The sequence below is a fragment of the Roseomonas sp. WA12 genome, from assembly GCF_054165765.1.
This window is the reverse complement of the sequence record NZ_CM135108.1, coordinates 3,847,231-3,863,957: the sequence shown is the minus strand read 5'-3', so window position 1 is coordinate 3,863,957 and position 16,727 is coordinate 3,847,231. Positions and strand designations below refer to the sequence as shown.

The window sequence follows — 16,727 nt, the reverse complement described above, 5'->3', positions numbered from 1 at the left end:
GTCAGGCGACAGGATCCTCGCTCAGCAGCCCGTGTGGCCCCTCCTCCCCGGCTTCCGCCGAGGGCGGGGCCTGTTGGTCCCGGAGCAGGCTGCGCAGGTGGAGATCGATGCCCGTTCCGGCCGGGTGCGCCAGCATCGCCGCGCGTGCCGCACGCCGTCCCTCCCGGCCCAGCGCCGCGCGGCGGGGCGTATCGACGGAAAGCTCTGCCACTTGGCGCAGCAGCACGTCCCGCGCCAGATCTGCGGCTACGGGATCTTCGCCGGCGAGGGCGGGCGGGATAGCCAGCACCGGAAGGCCCGCCGCCTGCATGGCCAGCAGGGCCGGCCCGGCATGGGCGAGGCCGAGATCGTGGTCGCGTGCCGTGCGGCGCAGGGCCGCTACGCCGTCCATCTCCGCGACCCCGAGGGCCTGATACCAGGCCGCCGGCAGGGCACCGAGCACGCCGAGCGTTGCCACCCCGAGCGCCGTCAGGTCATCGAAGACGGGGTACAGCGCCGCGAGCTGGGCGTCGTCCCCGGTGGTGGCGAAGAGCACGCGGCAGGGCACGCCGGCCTCCGGCCCGGCCGCCGACGCGGCCCCGGGCACGGCAGGCGGGCCGTCCGATAGCCAGGATGCCAGATCCAATCCCTCGCCCAGGAAGATCTCCTCGCCCGGTGCGCCCGTTTCCGGCTCGCCGACAGGCGCCGCGATCACCGGCAGGCCGATGGCGGCGCAGCGTTGCCGCAGCGCCGCCAGATCCTCCGCAGGCAGCGCATCGGTCGCGACGAGCACGGCATCGGCCGTCCCCGCGGAGGGGTCGCCAAAGGAGAAGGAGGGCAGGATGGGGCGGAAGATGAAGGGGCGGGACACCGCGTTGCGCGTGGCGGCGGCGAGCGGCGAGGGCAGGGCGCCGCGGGGCGCATCGAGCGTCAGCACCACGCGGGGCCGCTCCGGCTCCGCCCGGAAGGCGCGGCGGCGGTCGAGCACCTCGCGGTACAGCCGGTCGTATTCAGCCGCCATGGCCGTGGTGGTGCGGTGGCGCCCGGTGCGCGCCTGCCAGTCCAGCACCTCGTCACGGCGCGCGCGCACCTCGGCCGGGTCACGGCGCAGGCGCAGCAGTTCGGCGAGCATTGCCTCGGGCTCCATCCAGCGATCGACAAGCCAGCCGCCGCCGCTCTCGCCGATGCGCTCGGCCAGCGCGCCCAGGGCAGTGGCCATCACGGGGAGACCGGCGGCCCAGCACTCCGTGAGGGTGTGGCAATAGGTCTCCGGCCAGAGCGACAGCACGGCGCCGAGATGCGGCCGGATGCGCGCGACATGCGCCGCGAAGTCCGCGCGGTCGTAGCGGCCGTGCAGCACGATGCCCGGCGCGTTGGCGAGGGTGGAATCCACCCCGCCCAGGACGTGGAACTCCACCTGCCGCCCCCGGTCGATCGCCGCCATGGCCGCGACCAGCCCGCCGCCCTTGGCGCCCGAGACATTGCCCGGCACCAGCACACGCAGCTTCTCATCCAGGCTCGGCTCGGCACCCAGCCCCTCCATCCGCGCGAAGCTGCGGCCATGCGGGATGACCCGGAAGTCGCGCTCCGCCAGGAAGGGGAAGTTGTCGGTCATCACGCGCTGTGCGGAGGGCGAGGTGGTGACGAAGGCATCGCAGGCCCGCAGCGCCTCCGCCATCATCTCCTGCCAGCGATGGACGAAGCGGTGGCGCAGCGGGGGGACGGCTTCCGCCGGCCACAGCTCCGCCGTGCAATCCGCCTCGCCCTCGGTGCAGGGGCCGCCGCAGAAGCGCCCCTCGGCGTCCAGAAGCTTCGTCACAGGGCAGGCCGTGTAGAAGTCATGGAAGGAGAAGACGACAGGGACGCCCAGGCGCCGGCATACCCGCGTCAGCCCCGTGCCGTGCCAGGCGATGTGGCGCACATGCACCAGCTCGAAGCCGTGGCGCAGGATGAGGTCGGCGGCGATGCGGTCGTACTCGGCGCTGCCATGGGTGGCGGGCGCGATCCGGCGCTCCAGCCGGTGCTCCTCCACAGGCTCTGCGACCGGCCCGCCCTCGGCCCGCAACTCGGCAGGGATGTGGCGGGAGAGGGTGAGGGCCCGGGAATCGCAGCGCAGCACCCAGGGCTCGTAGCGGTCCGACAGCGCGTCCATCAGGTCGCGGTTGGTCTGCGGCGTGCCGCCGCTCTCGGTGGAGATGACGAAGAGCACGCGCGGGCGCGGTACCGCTCCCACGGCTCGCGCCCTTGCCTCGGCGCGTCGCACGCGCCAGCGCACGGCGAGGATGGCCGGGTCCCTCTCGAACAGGCCGATGAGCGTGCGGTAATCCGGGTAGCGCTCGTCCACCACCTGGCTGCCGGCCGCGCTCAGCCCTTGCTTCTCGGCACCGAACGAGGCCGATCGCTGGTGCCAGACGAAGGTCCGGTCATCCAGCACATTCTCCCAGCCCGCGCGCCCGGCGCGCATGCAGAGGTCGTTCTCCTCGCCATAGCCGCGGGGGAAGGCGGCCTCGTCCAGCACGCCCACCTCGTCCAGGCAGTCGCGGCGGATATACAGGCAGAAGCCGTGCCCGGTCGGCACAGTCGGGTACAGGGAGAGGGCGGCGCCGCGCACCAGCCGGGCCATCTCGTCCACGCCGAACCAGGGCGGCATCGGGTTGTCGATGCCCAGCTCGGGCACGGAGAAGGCGCCGGAGTTGTTCGATATGGCGGTGGCGGTGCCCGTGCGCGGCCCGGAATAGGCGGCAGCGCGCAGCCCATCCAGCCAGCCTGGCCCGACCGCGGTGTCCGAGTTCAGCAGCACCACGTCGTCCCGCCCGGCCAGCGCCATGCCGCGATTGGCGGTGCGGGTGAAGCCGAGATTCCCGGGGTTGCGATGAATTTCGATCCCCGGCGTGTCCGCCCAGCGGCGCAGCACCTCGGCCATCTCCGGCTGCGGGCTGGCATCGTCCACCAGGATCAGCCGGGCAGGGGCGGTGGTGTGGCGCACGAGGCTGGCGATGCAACGGTCCAGTTCGGCGGCCGCGTTGTAGATCGGGACGACGACGACAACGCGCGGGCCGCCCTCCTCGGGCAGGCGGAAGGCCAGGTCGCCGCGGCCCTTTCGCCAGGCCGGGACCGCCTCCTTCACCACCTCGCCCGCCAGCGGTTGCACCGCGAGCCGCGGCATGGCCGCGATGCCCAGCGGCCCGCCCTCCCCGGGATGGAGATGGGGCAGGGCGATGCGGAAGCCGCCGCCGCGATGGACCACCCCGGCCCGGGTGAGGTCGGGCCGGTCGATATCGGCGGTCACCGTCGCCCAGCGCGTGCCGTCGAGCAGCAGGTCCACGGCCTGCATGTCCTGCGGCCGGCCGCGCTCCGCCACCCAGCCCTTCGCCTCCTCGTTGTCGGTGCGCTCGAGCTTGCCGATGATGTCGCGCCGGAAGGCGAGGGTGCGCCGGACGATCACGACGCCGGAGGAGAGAAGGACGAGGTCGCGCGGCTTTCCGTCGAAGAGCAGGGCACCCGGGTCGCTGTCGCGCAGGCTGTCGGTCAGCGCCTCGATGGGCAGGTGGAAGCCGAAGAGGAAGCTGTCCGTGCCGTTGTCGAAGGGCAGGTCCGGGCGCTGGACGGTGAGCGGGACCGGGATCGGCTCACAGTCGTCGAGCACGAGGAAGAGCGGTGCCCCGGCCTCGTCCAGCACCCAGCCGCGCACCCCCTCGCGGTCGCCGACATCCATGGTGCCGCGCGGGGTGAAGGGCGTCGGTTGCAGGGCTGGCGGATTGAGCGGCGAGAGGTCCTCTCCCAGGCGCAGCGCGGCCGTGGCCGCATCGCCGGTCTCGGGGGCTTTCAGCAGAAACTGAAAGCCGCGGCCGGCCGGCAGGTCGCCTTGGGCGGGCAGGTCGCGCCGGTTCCGCAGGCGGCGCAGCGGCATCTCAAGCTGCTCCTCGCCCCAGCGCAGGATGAGGCACGGCGTCTCGGCGGCGAGCCGGTCCTCGGGGGCGCGGAACCAGCCAACAACGAAGACAAATCGTCCCCGGCGCGCGAAGATCTCGACATGGCCGTGGATGCGCGCGCCCTTCGGCCGGGGCGTCTGACCCGGAACGGCTCCGGGCGCGGGCCCGGGGGCAGCGGGGGGCACCAGCACCAGCGTGCCCTGGGCGAGCTCGACCCCGGAGGCGACGAGGACGACCTCATGCGGCTTTCCGTCCGTGAGCACGGCGTCCGGCCGGATGCGGCGCAGGGCCTCGACGGAGAGATGGAAGCCAAGGAGCAGCGTGTCCGAGCCGTCGTCGAAAGGCAGATCGGGGCGCGGCAGCGTGAGCGGCACCGGGATCGGTTCGCCCCCGTCGATGCGGACCAGAGGCTCCTCCCCCGGAATGTCGAAGACCCAGCCGCGGATACCCTCGCGGTCGGGCGCGTCCATGCCGCCGCGCGGCCTGAAGGGCCTGGGCTGAAGGGCGGCAGGATTCAGCGGCACCGCCTCCTCGCCCAGGAGCATCGTGGCGGAAGCGGCGTCCTCCGTCTCCGGAGCCTCGATCAGCACCTGGAAGCCGTGGCCGGGGGGAAGCTGGCCCTGGGCGGGCAGGTCGCGCCGCTCGCGAAGCCGCCGTAGCGGCATCTCGCGCCGCTCCTCCCCCCAGGCCAGCACGAGACGCGGTGTCGCGGCCGCGAGCTGCTCTGCGGTGGCGCGGAACCAGCCGGCCACATGGAGAAATCGGTCGCGCCGGCCGAAGACCTCGATATGGCCTCGGCTGGCCGGGCGGGCAGCCTCGATTGGCGGCGGCGTCGCATCCGTGCTCACGAGGCGTGCTCAGGCGGCAGCCCACCTCCCTTACACGGGCGCTCTAGAATGCGTGCCAAGCTGCCATTTATGAGACCGGTCGGCCGGCCGCTTCCAGATTGATGCCGCACGATCTTATGCAAGCTCCCAGGAGCGCCGGAGATCAACGAGATGGCGGCGCATCCGCTCATCATTCATCGTATCGCGGCCGAGAAGGTGGCGCAGGTTGGCGTGCATCGCGACTACCTCCGCAAAGTGGCGGGGGCGAGGCAGCGCGCCGGTCACGCTCGCGCCATGGCGCCGGTGCCGATTGAAGGGCCGCGCGTCGTAATGCACCGGCCCGCCGGAGGCCGCTGCCTCGGCGTAGATCCGCCAATCGCCGGCCACTCGCCAGCGGTCGATCATATCGCCCAGCCTCTCCAGCGCTGCGCGCAGCGCCTGCGTGCGCCATAGGACGGCGCTGGCGCTGACCACGAGGTTGCGCGGGCAGAGGCACCGCCGCAGGAAGTCCGTTCCCGACAGCGTCGCGTCACGGTCCAGGACATGGTCGCCCAACGCGGATGCGTGGGTCTTCGTGCTCTCGGCGACAACGGCGTCGTCCGGCCCGACCCCCACGGAATCGGAGAAGGCGAAAACGGCGGCCTCGTCTTCGGCCAGCCGTCTGGCCAGGGCTTCCAGCATCCCAGGCTCTGCACCGTCATCGGCCTCGGCGATCCAGAGGAGAGGCGTATCGGCGCTCTCCAGCCCGCGCGCCCACTGGCGAAAGACCGAGCCCGAGTTCACGGCGTTGCGCAGCACCGTGACCGGGCAGGAGAAGCGGGCCAGCAGGGGCTCGGCCACGGCCATGCTGTCGTCGGTGGATGCGTCATCGAGGAAGATCAGCCGGCCCACCAACTCCCCTTGCGCCATGATGGAGGACAGGCGTCCCGGGAGGTAGCGGGCATAATTGTAGTTCGGCACCACCACCCCGACCGAGCCGGCGAGCGCGAACCCTGCTACGGCGGAGGTGAGCGCAGGCTGCTGGCCGGGGTTGGTGCCGGCGCCCGAAGCCGCGGGAGGGGAGGCCGTGCCGGACGGAGGGGGCGTACTCATCTCATTCCTCACCGAGGCCGTGCCCCTTCACCCCGGACAAACAATCCCGGAACCGGATGGTTCGGCTAGCCAGGACGGCAAGGTCGGGGAGCGAAAGGAGTTTGCGCTCAGGAGGATGGATCATCAAGCGATACCGGAACACGTGTCCAGCATGGGGCCAGAAGAGGGAAGCGGCCTGACCCGTCGCCCGCTTTCCGCGGTGCGACCCTTCGGCTAGCCTTGGTGGACGCCGCGGGCAGGATCTTCTCATGCAGACATCCGACGACTTCCGCCCGAAGCGGATCGCGACACTTTCCCGGACTTCGTGGTGACCGGAAGCCGCCCGCCTGGCCGGATCCCGGAGGACAATCCTGGCGGGCCAGGGGAGGCCGGGGGCGCCGCACCGCCGAGCATCGGCCGGGTCCGGCGCCTGCTGCACGACGTGGACCCCTATGCCGAGCTGCAGCACAGCTATCCGCAGGACATGCAGGGCTGGGGGTCGAAGGACCCGATCTTTCGCCGGACGATCACTGCCCAGAGGCCGAAGCTGATCGTGGAGGTCGGTACCTGGAAGGGTGCTTCCGCCATCCACATGGCCGGAATTTGCCAGGAGATCGGGCTGCAGGCGGAGATCGTCTGTGTCGACACCTGGCTGGGCAACTGGCAGCACTGGAAGCGAACGGAGGGGACGGGCAGCCGGGCGGACCTGCGGATGCGGAACGGCTTCCCCACGCTGTACTTCCAGTTCCTGTCGAACGTGATCGCGACCGGCCACCAGGCCCGGATCACGCCGCTGCCGCTCACCGGCGTGGCGGCCGCGAAGCTCTTCGCCGCATACAGGCTGCGGCCCGACCTGATCTATATCGACGGCGACCACGAGTATGAATCGGTGATCGGCGACCTGCGCGGCTGGCTTCCGCTCCTCAACGAGGGTGGCATGCTGATCGGGGACGATCACGATTTCTCCGGCGTCAGCGCGGCGGTGCGCGAGGTCATGGCGGAAGGCCGCTACGCGGGCGAGGTCGGCGGGAACAAGTTCTGGTTCCGGCACAAGGCGCCGTGACGCCGGCCTAAAATCAGGCGGTGCTCTCCCCCTCCTGCCTGTTGCGGATCAGCCGTGCCGGGTTGCCGCCGAGGACGCTGTAGTCGGGAAAGGAGGCCGTGACGACCGCGCCGCCGGCGACGATGCAGTGCTGCCCGATGGAAACCCCGTCCACGACCAGGCTGTTTGCGCCGATCCAGCTACCGTCCCCGATGACGATGCCCTTGGAGGTGCGGGGCTGGCGATGGATCGGCTGATCCAGGCGGCTGCTGCCGTGGTTGAAGCCGTAGAGCGCGACGCCGCCCGCGATGCGCACCCCGCTGCCGATCGTCACCCGCCCGGCGATGTGGGCGTAGGGATTGATCGTGCTCTGTGACCCGATCCGGATGATGCCGCGCAGGATGGCCCCCGCCGCGATCCAGCTCCGGTCACCGAGCACCAGCCGGTCCGTGAAGATATTCGCCAGCGCCGAGACGAAGCAGCCCTTGCCGATCTTCGCGCCGGCATGACGGGCGAGGATCCGCTGCACCTCCTCCTGCTCCCGCCGCTCCTCCTCTCCCGCCCGGCCCGCCAGCCATGGCTGGTACTCCAGGCGGCGGCGGAGATAGTCCCGCTCCAGCTCGGAGGGAGGCTCGTCCGTCGGGGGAAGCGGCTCGCTCACGCCGGCAGGCCCGGTCAGCGCGCCTCGAGGGCGTAGAGCTGCACGCGGCCCTCGAACCCCGTCCGGCTCACCACCCCGGCCCAGACATCCATCACCGAGCCGACATCGACGGCGATGCCGCCCGCCAGCCGGGCTTCCTGGCAGTAGACCTTCCCGAGCACGCCCGCGCCGACGAAATAGAGGCCGCCGCGCCGCGCCTCCCGGATACGGGCCACAATCGCGTCGAAGGCATCCGGGTAGTGGCGCGTCACTGGCAGGTCGCGCGGCCGCGTCCGGTAGGCTTCGGGCACCGGGATGTGCTCGACATCGGCGAAGCCCAGCCGGCGGAACTGCGGGCGCAGGTCGCGGCAGCCGATCAGCGTCAGCGCCGGGGCCACCGCCGCCATGTGCTCGAGGAAATTGCTGTCCTGCAGGCGCAGATGGATGTTCGGGGAGGTGATGGTCGTATCGGCATGCAGCAGCCGGTGGCGTTGGCAGGCCGGCGCGACCTCGTTCCAAAGGCGCAGGTTGTTGTCACCCGCCTCCATCCGGGCCCGCTCGTCCTTGGTCAGCACGGGCACGCCGACGATGTCGGAGCAGGCGACCGCGGCGCGCATCATGGCGGCGATCGCGTCGATGTCCCGGTTCTCGATGTCCACATAGCCGAACTGCCGGCGGAGGGACTTGTTGATCTCCTCGCGCGTGAAGACGTCGGGCCAGTTGATGAACTTGGACTCGCAGTGGCTGAGCCGGACGAGGCTGCTCGGCGTGCCCGCCCGCAGGTTCCGGACGAGGGTGTCCGTCACCTCTGCCGCATTGGCCTGGCGCGGCAGCCCGGAACTGCCCGGCGCCTCGGCGCGCGGTGCAGCGCCGGCGGCCTGCTGGCGGTCGGCGACTTCCTTCTTGAGCTGGCTGATACGGCGGATCAGCCGGGTGTAGGTGACCCTGTGGACAAAGGTCGCGGGCTCGCCCGTGATCCGGAAGGGCTCCAGGCTCTTCGGAACGGGCTGGTCGCGGCGGAGGAACAGCAGGGCGTTCTGCTGCATCCAGGGCTCCACATCGGCATCGCCCCAGAGCGTCCGCCGGATGGGGTCGAAGGCGTCGAATCCTTCGGCGGCGAAGAGCTGCGTCCAGCTCTCCGGCCAGCACTCGTTGACATGATCGGCCCCGCCCTGGCCGGGCAGGGCAGCCGAGAACAGAATCTGGTCGCCATGACGGGCGATCGAGGCGACGAAGCCCGCCGCCGCGACCGGGCGCACATGCTCGCCGGTTTCCAGCGAGACGACGAGGTCGAAGCGGCGCCCGAGGTCGAAGGCTTCGTTGAGCTCGATCTGCCGGAACAGGCCGGGATCGAAGGCGAGGAGCTGCGGGTCCGCCCAGGCCCCGTCGATCCCGAGGACGTCTTCCGCGCCGCCCTCAATGACGGCCGAGAGCAGCGCGCCCGTGCCGCACCCGACATCGAGGACCGAGCCGAAGCGGAGGTGCCCCCGCAGGAGGTCCAGCACGCGGCGCGAGGAGAGACGGGCCGCGTCCAGCTGCCGGAGATGCTTCGATTCGGCGGTGGGATGATCGAGGCCTGCGTTCATCTCAACTTCCCGGGCGCCTGATGTGCTTCAAAGGTGGTCGGCCCCACACCCCTCATCCGGCCGCGACGTGCGGCAGCACGCCGCTATGCCATCACTCGACAGTACTGTCCTTCGCTGGCCAGTCCAAGACGCATGGCACAGGTCCGCGGGCGGGGGAGTCAATCGCGTATGAATTCCCGGACGGAAACCCTATATCCCGCCCTGCCATGCTGCGCCTGACCGAGATCAAGCTCCCCCTGGACCATGCCGACGACGCGCTGCGCGACGCCGTGCTGGCGCGCCTTGCCGTGTCCCCGGACGAGGTGCTGGACATCACCGTCTTCCGCCGCGGCCACGATGCCCGCCGCCGCGGGGCGATCGCGCTCATCTACACGCTGGACGTGGCGTTGCGGGACGAGGCGGCGGTGCTGGCGCGGCTGGGCGGGGGCACCAAGCATGTCCTCCCCACGCCCGAGACCGCCTATCGGCTTCCGGCGCCCCCGGCCGTGCCGCCACGGCTACGGCCCATCGTGATCGGCGCCGGGCCCTGCGGGCTCTTCGCCATGCTGATCCTGGCCCAGATGGGCCTGCGCCCGATCCTGCTGGAGCGCGGGAAGGTGGTGCGGGAGCGCACGCAGGACACATGGGGCCTGTGGCGCCGTTCCGTGCTGACGCCGGAATCCAACGTGCAGTTCGGCGAGGGCGGCGCCGGAACCTTCTCGGACGGCAAGCTGTGGAGCGGGATCGGCGACAATGCCAACCGCATCCGCAAGGTGCTGGAGGAATTCGTGCGCGCCGGCGCACCGGAGGAAATTCTCTACGTCTCCAAGCCGCATATCGGCACCTTCCGCCTCGTCTCCATGGTCGAGCATATGCGCGCCGGGATCGAGGCGCTGGGCGGGGAGTACCGCTTCGGCACGCGGGTGGAGGATGTCGCGCTCGGCCCCGATCGCGCCGTGCGCGGGCTGCATCTTTCCGACGGGTCCTTCCTGGAGGCGGATCACGTCGTGCTCGCCGTCGGCCATTCGGCGCGCGACACCTTCACCATGCTGCATGACCGCGGCGTGTTCATGGAGGCCAAGCCCTTCTCCATCGGCGTGCGGATCGAGCATCCGCAGGGGCTGATCGACCGCTGCCGCTTCGGGCCGCAGGCCGGGCATCCCGTGCTCGGTGCGGCGGACTACAAGTTGGTGCACCACTGCAGCCCGGCGGTGGCCGAGGGGCGGGCGGTGTACTCCTTCTGCATGTGCCCGGGCGGCACGGTGGTGGCCGCGGCTTCCGAGCCAGGTCGCCTCGTGACGAACGGGATGAGCCAGTACTCCCGCAACGAGCGCAACGCGAATGCCGGCATCGTGGTGAGCGTCACGCCCGAGCGCGATTATCCCGGTTCGCCGCTGGCCGGCATCGCCTTCCAGCGGCACTGGGAGGAGCGCGCCTTCGTGGCCGGCGGCAGCGACTACCGCGCCCCGGCGCAGCGCGTGGAGGATTTCCTGGCGCGGCGACCCTCGACGACGCTGGGTGAGGTCATCCCGTCCTACAAGCCGGGCGTCACGCCCACCGACCTCGCGCAGTGCCTGCCGGATTTCGCGGTGGCCGCCATCCGCGAGGCGCTGCCCGCCTTCGACCGCCAGATCAGGGGCTTCGCCATGGGCGATGCCGTGATGACGGGAGTGGAAACGCGCACCTCCTCGCCCCTGCGCATCCGGCGCGACGAGACCGGGCAGAGCCTGAACACCCCGGGCCTGTACCCGGCCGGTGAGGGCGCGGGCTATGCGGGCGGCATCCTCTCCGCGGGGGTGGACGGCATCCGCGCGGCGGAAGCGGTGGCGGCGCGGCTCTCGGCGGCGGCGCTCGCCTGAACCGCCCCGCATCACCCGCATCAATGAGGGTGATTGACGGTGCCGCATCGCAGGACGGACGGGCCATGGCTACCTCCGGCTGCATCTGAAGCGCACCACCGACAGAGGACATGACGTGGCAGCCCCCCTTGAATTCGCCCTGGATACCTTCGGGGATGTCACCACCGGCCCGGACGGCACACTGCTTCCGCACGCGCAGGTGATCCGGAACCTCGTCGACGAGGCGGTGCTGGCCGATGGGCTCGGCATCGACTTCTTCGGCATCGGCGAGCACCACCGCGAGGATTTTGCCGTCTCCTCGCCCGAGGTGCTGCTGGGCGCGATCGCCGCGCGCACGGACCGCATCCGCCTTGGCACCGCCGTGACCGTGCTCAGCTCGGACGATCCCATCCGCGTCTTCCAGCGCTTCTCCACTCTCGACGCCGTCTCCAACGGACGGGCTGAGGTGATCCTGGGGCGCGGGTCCTTCACGGAATCATTCCCGCTCTTCGGCTTCGACCTGCAGGATTACGAGACGCTGTTCGAGGAGAAGCTGGACCTCTTCGCGGCGCTCAGCAGGGGAGGGCCCGTCACCTGGCAGGGCAGCATCCGCCCCCCGCTGCGGGACCAGCGCGTCTTCCCGCCGATCGAGAACGGCGCGCTGAAGGCCTGGGTGGGCGTGGGCGGCAGCCCACAATCGGTGGTGCGCGCCGCGCGCCACGGCCTGCCCCTGATGCTCGCCATCATCGGCGGCGACCCGAACCGCTTCCGCCCCTATGTGGACCTGTTCCATCAGGCGCTGGAAAAGCTCGGCCAGCCCGTGCAGCCCATCGGCATTCACTCGCACGGCTACATCGCCGACACGGAGGAGGCCGCGCGGGAGGAGTTGTTCCCGCACTGGAAGCGCACGCATGACCAGATCGGCGGTGAGCGCGGCTGGCCGCCGGCGCAGCGCGCGGGTTTCGAGCGCGAGATCGAGGGCGGCTCGCTCTATGTCGGCACGCCGGAGACGGTGGCGCGCAAGATCGCGGCGACGGTGCGCGCGCTCGGCCTCGCGCGGTTCGAGATGAAGTACAGCGCGGGGTCGCTGCCGCATGAGAAAATGATGCGGAGCATTGAGCTGTACGGGAGCAAGGTGGTGCCGCTCGTGCGTGACATGCTGGGGTAGGAGCGGGGTGCCCCAGGGAGGCATTGCCTCCCTGGACCCTCCACCAGGAAACTGAGTTTCCTGGACCTTCCATTTGCTTTGCGTGGCTCGCCGGGAGGTCTGAACGCTCGGCGCTCTGAGATGCGTTCTCGCCAGAGCCTTTGGCCCGTAGCGCGACGACGATCAGCCTTACCCTGAAAACTCGACGCGAGGTCAGGGGAGGCCGGTGCCTCCCCGGTGGAGGGTCCGGGAGGCAAAGCCTCCCGGGGCCACCCGCGCTACGACTTGTCGTGCTCCGGCTCCGCCATGCCGCGATGCATCTGCGCCGTCACGGCGGCCGGCAGCACATTCGCCACCGCGGACTGCAGCTTGTTCTTCCAGCCGCTGACGATGTCGCCATCGCCGCGCATCATGGCGTCGAAGCCGTCCTTCGCCACCTTCGCCGGATCGTCCTTCTCGGCCTGGCCAACCGGCGTGTCCATCAGGTCGCCGCGCTCGAAGAACTCGGTCTCGGTCGGGCCGGGCATGAGGCAGGTGACGGTGATGTCCGTCTCCTTCAGCTCGTTCCGGATGGCCCAGGAGAACGAGTTCAGGAAGGACTTCGTGCCGTTGTACACGGCCTGAAAGCTGCCGGGCATGAATCCCGCGATCGAGCCGGTGATGAGGATCTTGCCGGCATTGCGCGCGCGCATCTGCTGCCCGACCTTATGGACCAGGTAGATCGTGCCGGTGATGTTGGTGTCCACCACACGCCGCGCCTCGTCCCAGTCCTGGTCGAGGAAGCCCTTGCCGAGGCCGCGGCCGGCATTGGCCATCAGAATCTCGATCTGGCGGCCCTGCGCGGCGGCGAGGAGCTTGTCCACGCCCTCGGTGGTGGACAGATCGGCCTGCACCGTCTCGACCGTGGCGCCCAGGCCGCGCAGCTCGGAGGCGGCGGCCTCGATCTCGGGCTCGTCCGCCGCGATCAGCAGGTCGTAGCCATGCGGGGCCACCTGCTTGGCGAGCTCCAGGCCGATACCGGTGGAGGCGCCGGTGACGATGGCGAGGGGGCGGATGGAATCAGCCATGCTGGCTCTCCTTACCGAAGGGGTTGGGATCAGGGCTTGAGGACGACCTTGATGCAGCCGTCCTTCTTGTCGCGGAACGTCTTGTAGAGGTCCGGTCCCTCCTCAAGATTCGCTGTGTGGGTGATGACGAAGGAGGGGTCGATCTTCCCGCTCTCGATCAGCTCCAGCAGCTTCGGCAGGTAGTGCTGCACCGGGGTCTGGGCCATGCGGAAGGTCAGGCCGCGGTTAATCGCCGAACCGAAGGGAATCTTGTCGAGGAAGCCGCCATAGACGCCGATGATCGAGACGGTGCCGAAGTTGCGGCAGCAATGGATCGCCTGGCGCAGCACATGCGGGCGGTCCGTGCCCATGAAGGTGGCGACCTTGATGCGGTCGATCACGGAATCGAAGCTGGCGGTGCTGTCGGCCTCGGTGCCGACGGCATCGATGCAGGCATCGGCGCCGCGGCCCTTCGTCAGGTCCTGGATGGCGTCATAGATATCCACTTCCTTGAAGTCGAGCGTGTGCGCGCCGGCCGCGCGCGCCATGGCCAGGCGCTCGGGCACGGTGTCGATCGCGATCACGCGCTCGGCGCCCATCAGGAAAGCGCTGCGGATCACCATCTGGCCTACCGGGCCGCAACCCCAGATGGCGATCGTCTCGCCGCCTTGGATGTTGCAGAAATCGGCGCCCATGTAGCCGGTGGGGAAAATGTCGGACAGAAACAGCACCTGCTCGTCCGTCAGGTGCGACGGCACCTTGATCGGGCCGACATCGGCATAGGGCACGCGCACATATTCCGCCTGGCCACCGGGGATGCCGCCGAGAAGGTGGGAATAGCCGAACAGCGCGGCCGGCGAGTGGCCCCACAGCTTCTCCGCCATTCCCTTGTTGGGGTTGGACCGCTCGCAGCCCGAGAAGAAGCCCTTCTGGCAGAAGAAGCACTCGCCGCAGGAGATGGTGAAGGGCACCACCACGCGGTCGCCGACCTTCAGCTTCTTGTTGTCGCGCCCGACCTCGACGACCTCGCCCATGCATTCATGGCCAACGATGTCGCCGCGCTCCATAGTCGGGATCACCCCGTCCATAAGGTGCAGGTCGGAGCCGCAGATCGCGCAGGACGAGACCTTGATGATGGCGTCGCGGCCATCCTCGATTGTCGGGTCCGGAACGGTGTCGCAGCGCATGTCGCCTTTGCCATGCCAGGTGATCGCCTTCATGCGCGCTGTCTCCGTGCTGTTGTCTTGTGGGATCGGCTGTCGAGCGCGTGAGCCCGCAGCATTCGGACAAGCACAACGCGGGGAAGGGCGGTGCGCTGCATGGGCGACGCCGTGGCGCCGCCCGTGGGATCAGGCGTTCACGACGTCGCCGCCATTCGGGTGCAGCACCTGGCCGTTGATGTAGGAACTGTCGGCCTCGGAGGCGAGGAAGATGTAGGAGGGCGCGACCTCGTCCGGCTGTCCCGGGCGGCCCATCTTGGCGGAGGAACCGTGCTTGGCGGTGCTCTCGTCGTCGAAGCTCGCAGGGATCAGCGGCGTCCAGATCGGGCCGGGTGCCACGGCGTTCACGCGGATCTTGCGGGAGTTGTACAGCTGCTGCGACAGGCTGCGCGTGAAGGCCAGAATGGCGCCCTTGGTGCTGGAATAATCGATCAGCATCGGGCTGCCCTTGTAGGCGGTGACGGAGGTGGTGTTGATGATGGCACCACCCTCCGGCATGAATCGCAGCGCGTTCTTCGCCACCCAGAAATAGCCGAAGATGTTGGTGCGGAAGGTTCGCTCCACCTGCGCCTCGTCGATGGTGACGAAGTCCTCGTTGGTGTGCTGCTCGGCGGCGTTGTTCACCAGCACGTCGATGCGGCCGCCGAGGAACCCCGCGCCGCGCGAGACGGCGTCCTTCACGAAAGCCGCGTCGCCCACATCGCCCGCGATGGTCTCACAGCGGCGGCCGGCGGCCTCAACCAGCCGCTTCGTCTCGGCCGCGTCCTCGTGCTCGTCCTTGTAGAGGATGACGACATCGGCGCCCTCCTTGGCGAAGCCGATGGCCACCGCACGGCCGATGCCGGAATCGCCGCCCGTCACGAGCGCGGTTTTGCCCTGCAGCTTGCCGGCGGGTTTCCAGTTCTCCATCGAGGATTGCGGCCGTGGCGTCATCTCTGCCTCGATGCCTGGCTGCCTGTCCTGGTGCTGGGGCGGCTGGGGGGTGGGCTTCTCGTCAGACATGCGTCGGCTCCTCGGGGCGGTGGAGAAACGGGGTGCCGGACCGGGCAGTTGCGCTGTCGCGGCGAATTAACCCTTTGATTAACCTATGTGGTGCAGACTTCCCGGCATGAGCACGCAGGCAGTGCAGGCGGCCGCGTCGCGCGCGTCCGGCGCCGGGAAGGCAGTCGCCAAGACGGCGGACTTCAAGGGCGCGCTCGCGCGGGCGCAGGTGCCATTCACCCCCATGGCCCAGGCCGCCTGGCCCGCGCCGCAGATCGCCATCGCGCAGGCGGCAGTGCCGCTTCCACGGGCCGAGGCGGAGCCGCGCGGCGCAGCGCGGGTGGGGGATGCCGCCTTCCGCGGCCGGATCGCGGCGCAGGAAAGTGCGGGCGCCGGCTGGGCGGCCCGCAACGCCAGCTCGGGCGCGCTCGGCCGCTACCAGATGCTACCGGTCGCCTTGCGCGATATCGGCTGGCAAGGCGCGGATGGCAGCTGGACCGGGGGCGCGAGCCGCTACGGGATCGGGAGCGAGGCCGATTTCCTCGCCAACCCCGCGGCGCAGGAGGCCGCGATGAGCCAGTACCTGCAGCGCACGGAACGGCAGCTCGCCGCCAATGGCGCGCTCGGTGCTGCGGGCCGCACCGTGACAGCGACAGACGGCCAGCCGCTCGCCATCACCGAGGCGGGGCTGGTCGCCGCCGCCCATCGCCGCGGCGCCGGCGCGGTCGCCCGCTGGCTGGACCACCGCACCCGCACCCCCGATGCCCCGGTGCCCGAGGCCAGCCGCGCCGCCTTCACCAGCGTGGAGCAGCGCCTGCGGGATTTCGTGGGCGTGGCCTACGCCACAGGCGATCGCAGGATCAGTCCTTCCGCATGAACAGCACGGGCATGGAAACGCCCGCGGCCAGGGCCCGCTCGCCGGGCCGGTCCGCGCGATAGCCCAGGCTCTCATAGAGGGGCACGGCGCCGAGATAGGCGCGCAGCACGAAGCGCGAGTGGCCCGCCGCGCGCGCCCGGTCCTCCGCCGCCCGCACAAGCCGGGTCGCCAACCCCTGCCGCGCCGCGTCGGGATGAACAAAAACCTTGCGGATCCGGGCCGTGCCGTCCGGCTGGGGGAGCCATCCCCCGCTGCCCAGCAGGGTTTCGTCGTGGACTGCCACCCAGATGTCGCTCGCCAGCACCTCCGGCGGGTAATCCGGCGCATGCAGCATGGTGGTGTAGGCAGGGACCAGGGAGGCCGGATAGGCGGTGGTCCCCAGGGCGGCGAAGGAGGCTGCGTGCAGCGCCACCAGCTCCGGCATTTCATCGGCGCGCAGCGGGCGGAGAATGGGGGTAGTCATGCGCGCAGGGCTCCCTCGGCCTCGACCGGGGCGGCGGGGCGGCGCACCATCACGGCAATGATGGGGCCCGCCAAGGGTCGCTTCGATGACAGAGGAGCC

Annotated in this window: 12 protein-coding genes; 4 read left to right on the top strand and 8 right to left on the bottom strand. The window is 70.3% G+C overall.

The window, feature by feature from the left end:
• Position 1: 1 nt before the first annotated feature.
• The gene (locus ACVBD7_RS18375; protein WP_458094689.1) at positions 2-4,759 is read right to left on the bottom strand and encodes a glycosyltransferase; all 4,758 of its coding nucleotides are present in this window, start codon (positions 4,757-4,759) and stop codon (positions 2-4) included.
• A gap of 114 nt (positions 4,760-4,873) precedes the next feature.
• A complete protein-coding gene (locus ACVBD7_RS18370; protein WP_458094688.1) occupies positions 4,874-5,830 on the bottom strand; it encodes a glycosyltransferase family 2 protein in 957 nt (318 codons plus the stop codon).
• A gap of 307 nt (positions 5,831-6,137) precedes the next feature.
• Here ACVBD7_RS18370 and ACVBD7_RS18365 point away from each other — a divergent pair, with 307 nt between their 5' ends.
• Entirely contained in the window at positions 6,138-6,872 is a 735-nt protein-coding gene (locus ACVBD7_RS18365) for a class I SAM-dependent methyltransferase (RefSeq protein ID WP_458094687.1), read from the top strand.
• Between the two features lie 13 nt (positions 6,873-6,885).
• Here ACVBD7_RS18365 and ACVBD7_RS18360 read toward each other — a convergent pair whose 3' ends face one another.
• A complete protein-coding gene (locus tag ACVBD7_RS18360; protein WP_458094686.1) occupies positions 6,886-7,512 on the bottom strand; it encodes an acyltransferase in 627 nt (208 codons plus the stop codon).
• Positions 7,513-7,526: 14 nt separating this feature from the next.
• Positions 7,527-9,077: a class I SAM-dependent methyltransferase gene (locus ACVBD7_RS18355; protein WP_458094685.1), complete on the bottom strand. Its 1,551-nt coding sequence runs from the start codon at positions 9,075-9,077 to the stop codon at positions 7,527-7,529.
• A 206-nt stretch (positions 9,078-9,283) separates the two neighbouring features.
• Between ACVBD7_RS18355 and ACVBD7_RS18350 the strand changes: the two genes are divergently transcribed.
• Entirely contained in the window at positions 9,284-10,915 is a 1,632-nt protein-coding gene (locus ACVBD7_RS18350; protein ID WP_458094684.1) for an NAD(P)/FAD-dependent oxidoreductase, read from the top strand.
• A gap of 115 nt (positions 10,916-11,030) precedes the next feature.
• Positions 11,031-12,062, top strand: coding sequence for an LLM class flavin-dependent oxidoreductase (locus ACVBD7_RS18345; protein ID WP_458094683.1), 1,032 nt, complete (start codon positions 11,031-11,033; stop codon positions 12,060-12,062).
• Between the two features lie 257 nt (positions 12,063-12,319).
• Here ACVBD7_RS18345 and ACVBD7_RS18340 read toward each other — a convergent pair whose 3' ends face one another.
• The 3 genes from ACVBD7_RS18340 to ACVBD7_RS18330 all read right to left on the bottom strand — a co-directional run bounded on the left by ACVBD7_RS18340 (position 12,320) and on the right by ACVBD7_RS18330 (position 15,309).
• Positions 12,320-13,108, bottom strand: coding sequence for an SDR family NAD(P)-dependent oxidoreductase (locus ACVBD7_RS18340; RefSeq protein ID WP_458094682.1), 789 nt, complete (start codon positions 13,106-13,108; stop codon positions 12,320-12,322).
• A gap of 29 nt (positions 13,109-13,137) precedes the next feature.
• On the bottom strand, positions 13,138-14,307 hold the full coding sequence (locus tag ACVBD7_RS18335; RefSeq protein ID WP_458094681.1) for a zinc-dependent alcohol dehydrogenase: 1,170 nt from the start codon (positions 14,305-14,307) through the stop codon (positions 13,138-13,140).
• Between the two features lie 129 nt (positions 14,308-14,436).
• On the bottom strand, positions 14,437-15,309 hold the full coding sequence (locus ACVBD7_RS18330) for an SDR family oxidoreductase (protein WP_458094680.1): 873 nt from the start codon (positions 15,307-15,309) through the stop codon (positions 14,437-14,439).
• 106 nt (positions 15,310-15,415) lie between these two features.
• Between ACVBD7_RS18330 and ACVBD7_RS18325 the strand changes: the two genes are divergently transcribed.
• Positions 15,416-16,165: a hypothetical protein gene (locus tag ACVBD7_RS18325; RefSeq protein ID WP_458094679.1), complete on the top strand. Its 750-nt coding sequence runs from the start codon at positions 15,416-15,418 to the stop codon at positions 16,163-16,165.
• On the opposite strand, the gene ACVBD7_RS18320 is transcribed toward ACVBD7_RS18325, so the two are convergent.
• Entirely contained in the window at positions 16,149-16,628 is a 480-nt protein-coding gene (locus ACVBD7_RS18320) for a GNAT family N-acetyltransferase (protein WP_458094678.1), read from the bottom strand. The two genes, ACVBD7_RS18325 and ACVBD7_RS18320, sit on opposite strands and share 17 nt — an antisense overlap.
• Positions 16,629-16,727 lie beyond the last annotated feature (99 nt).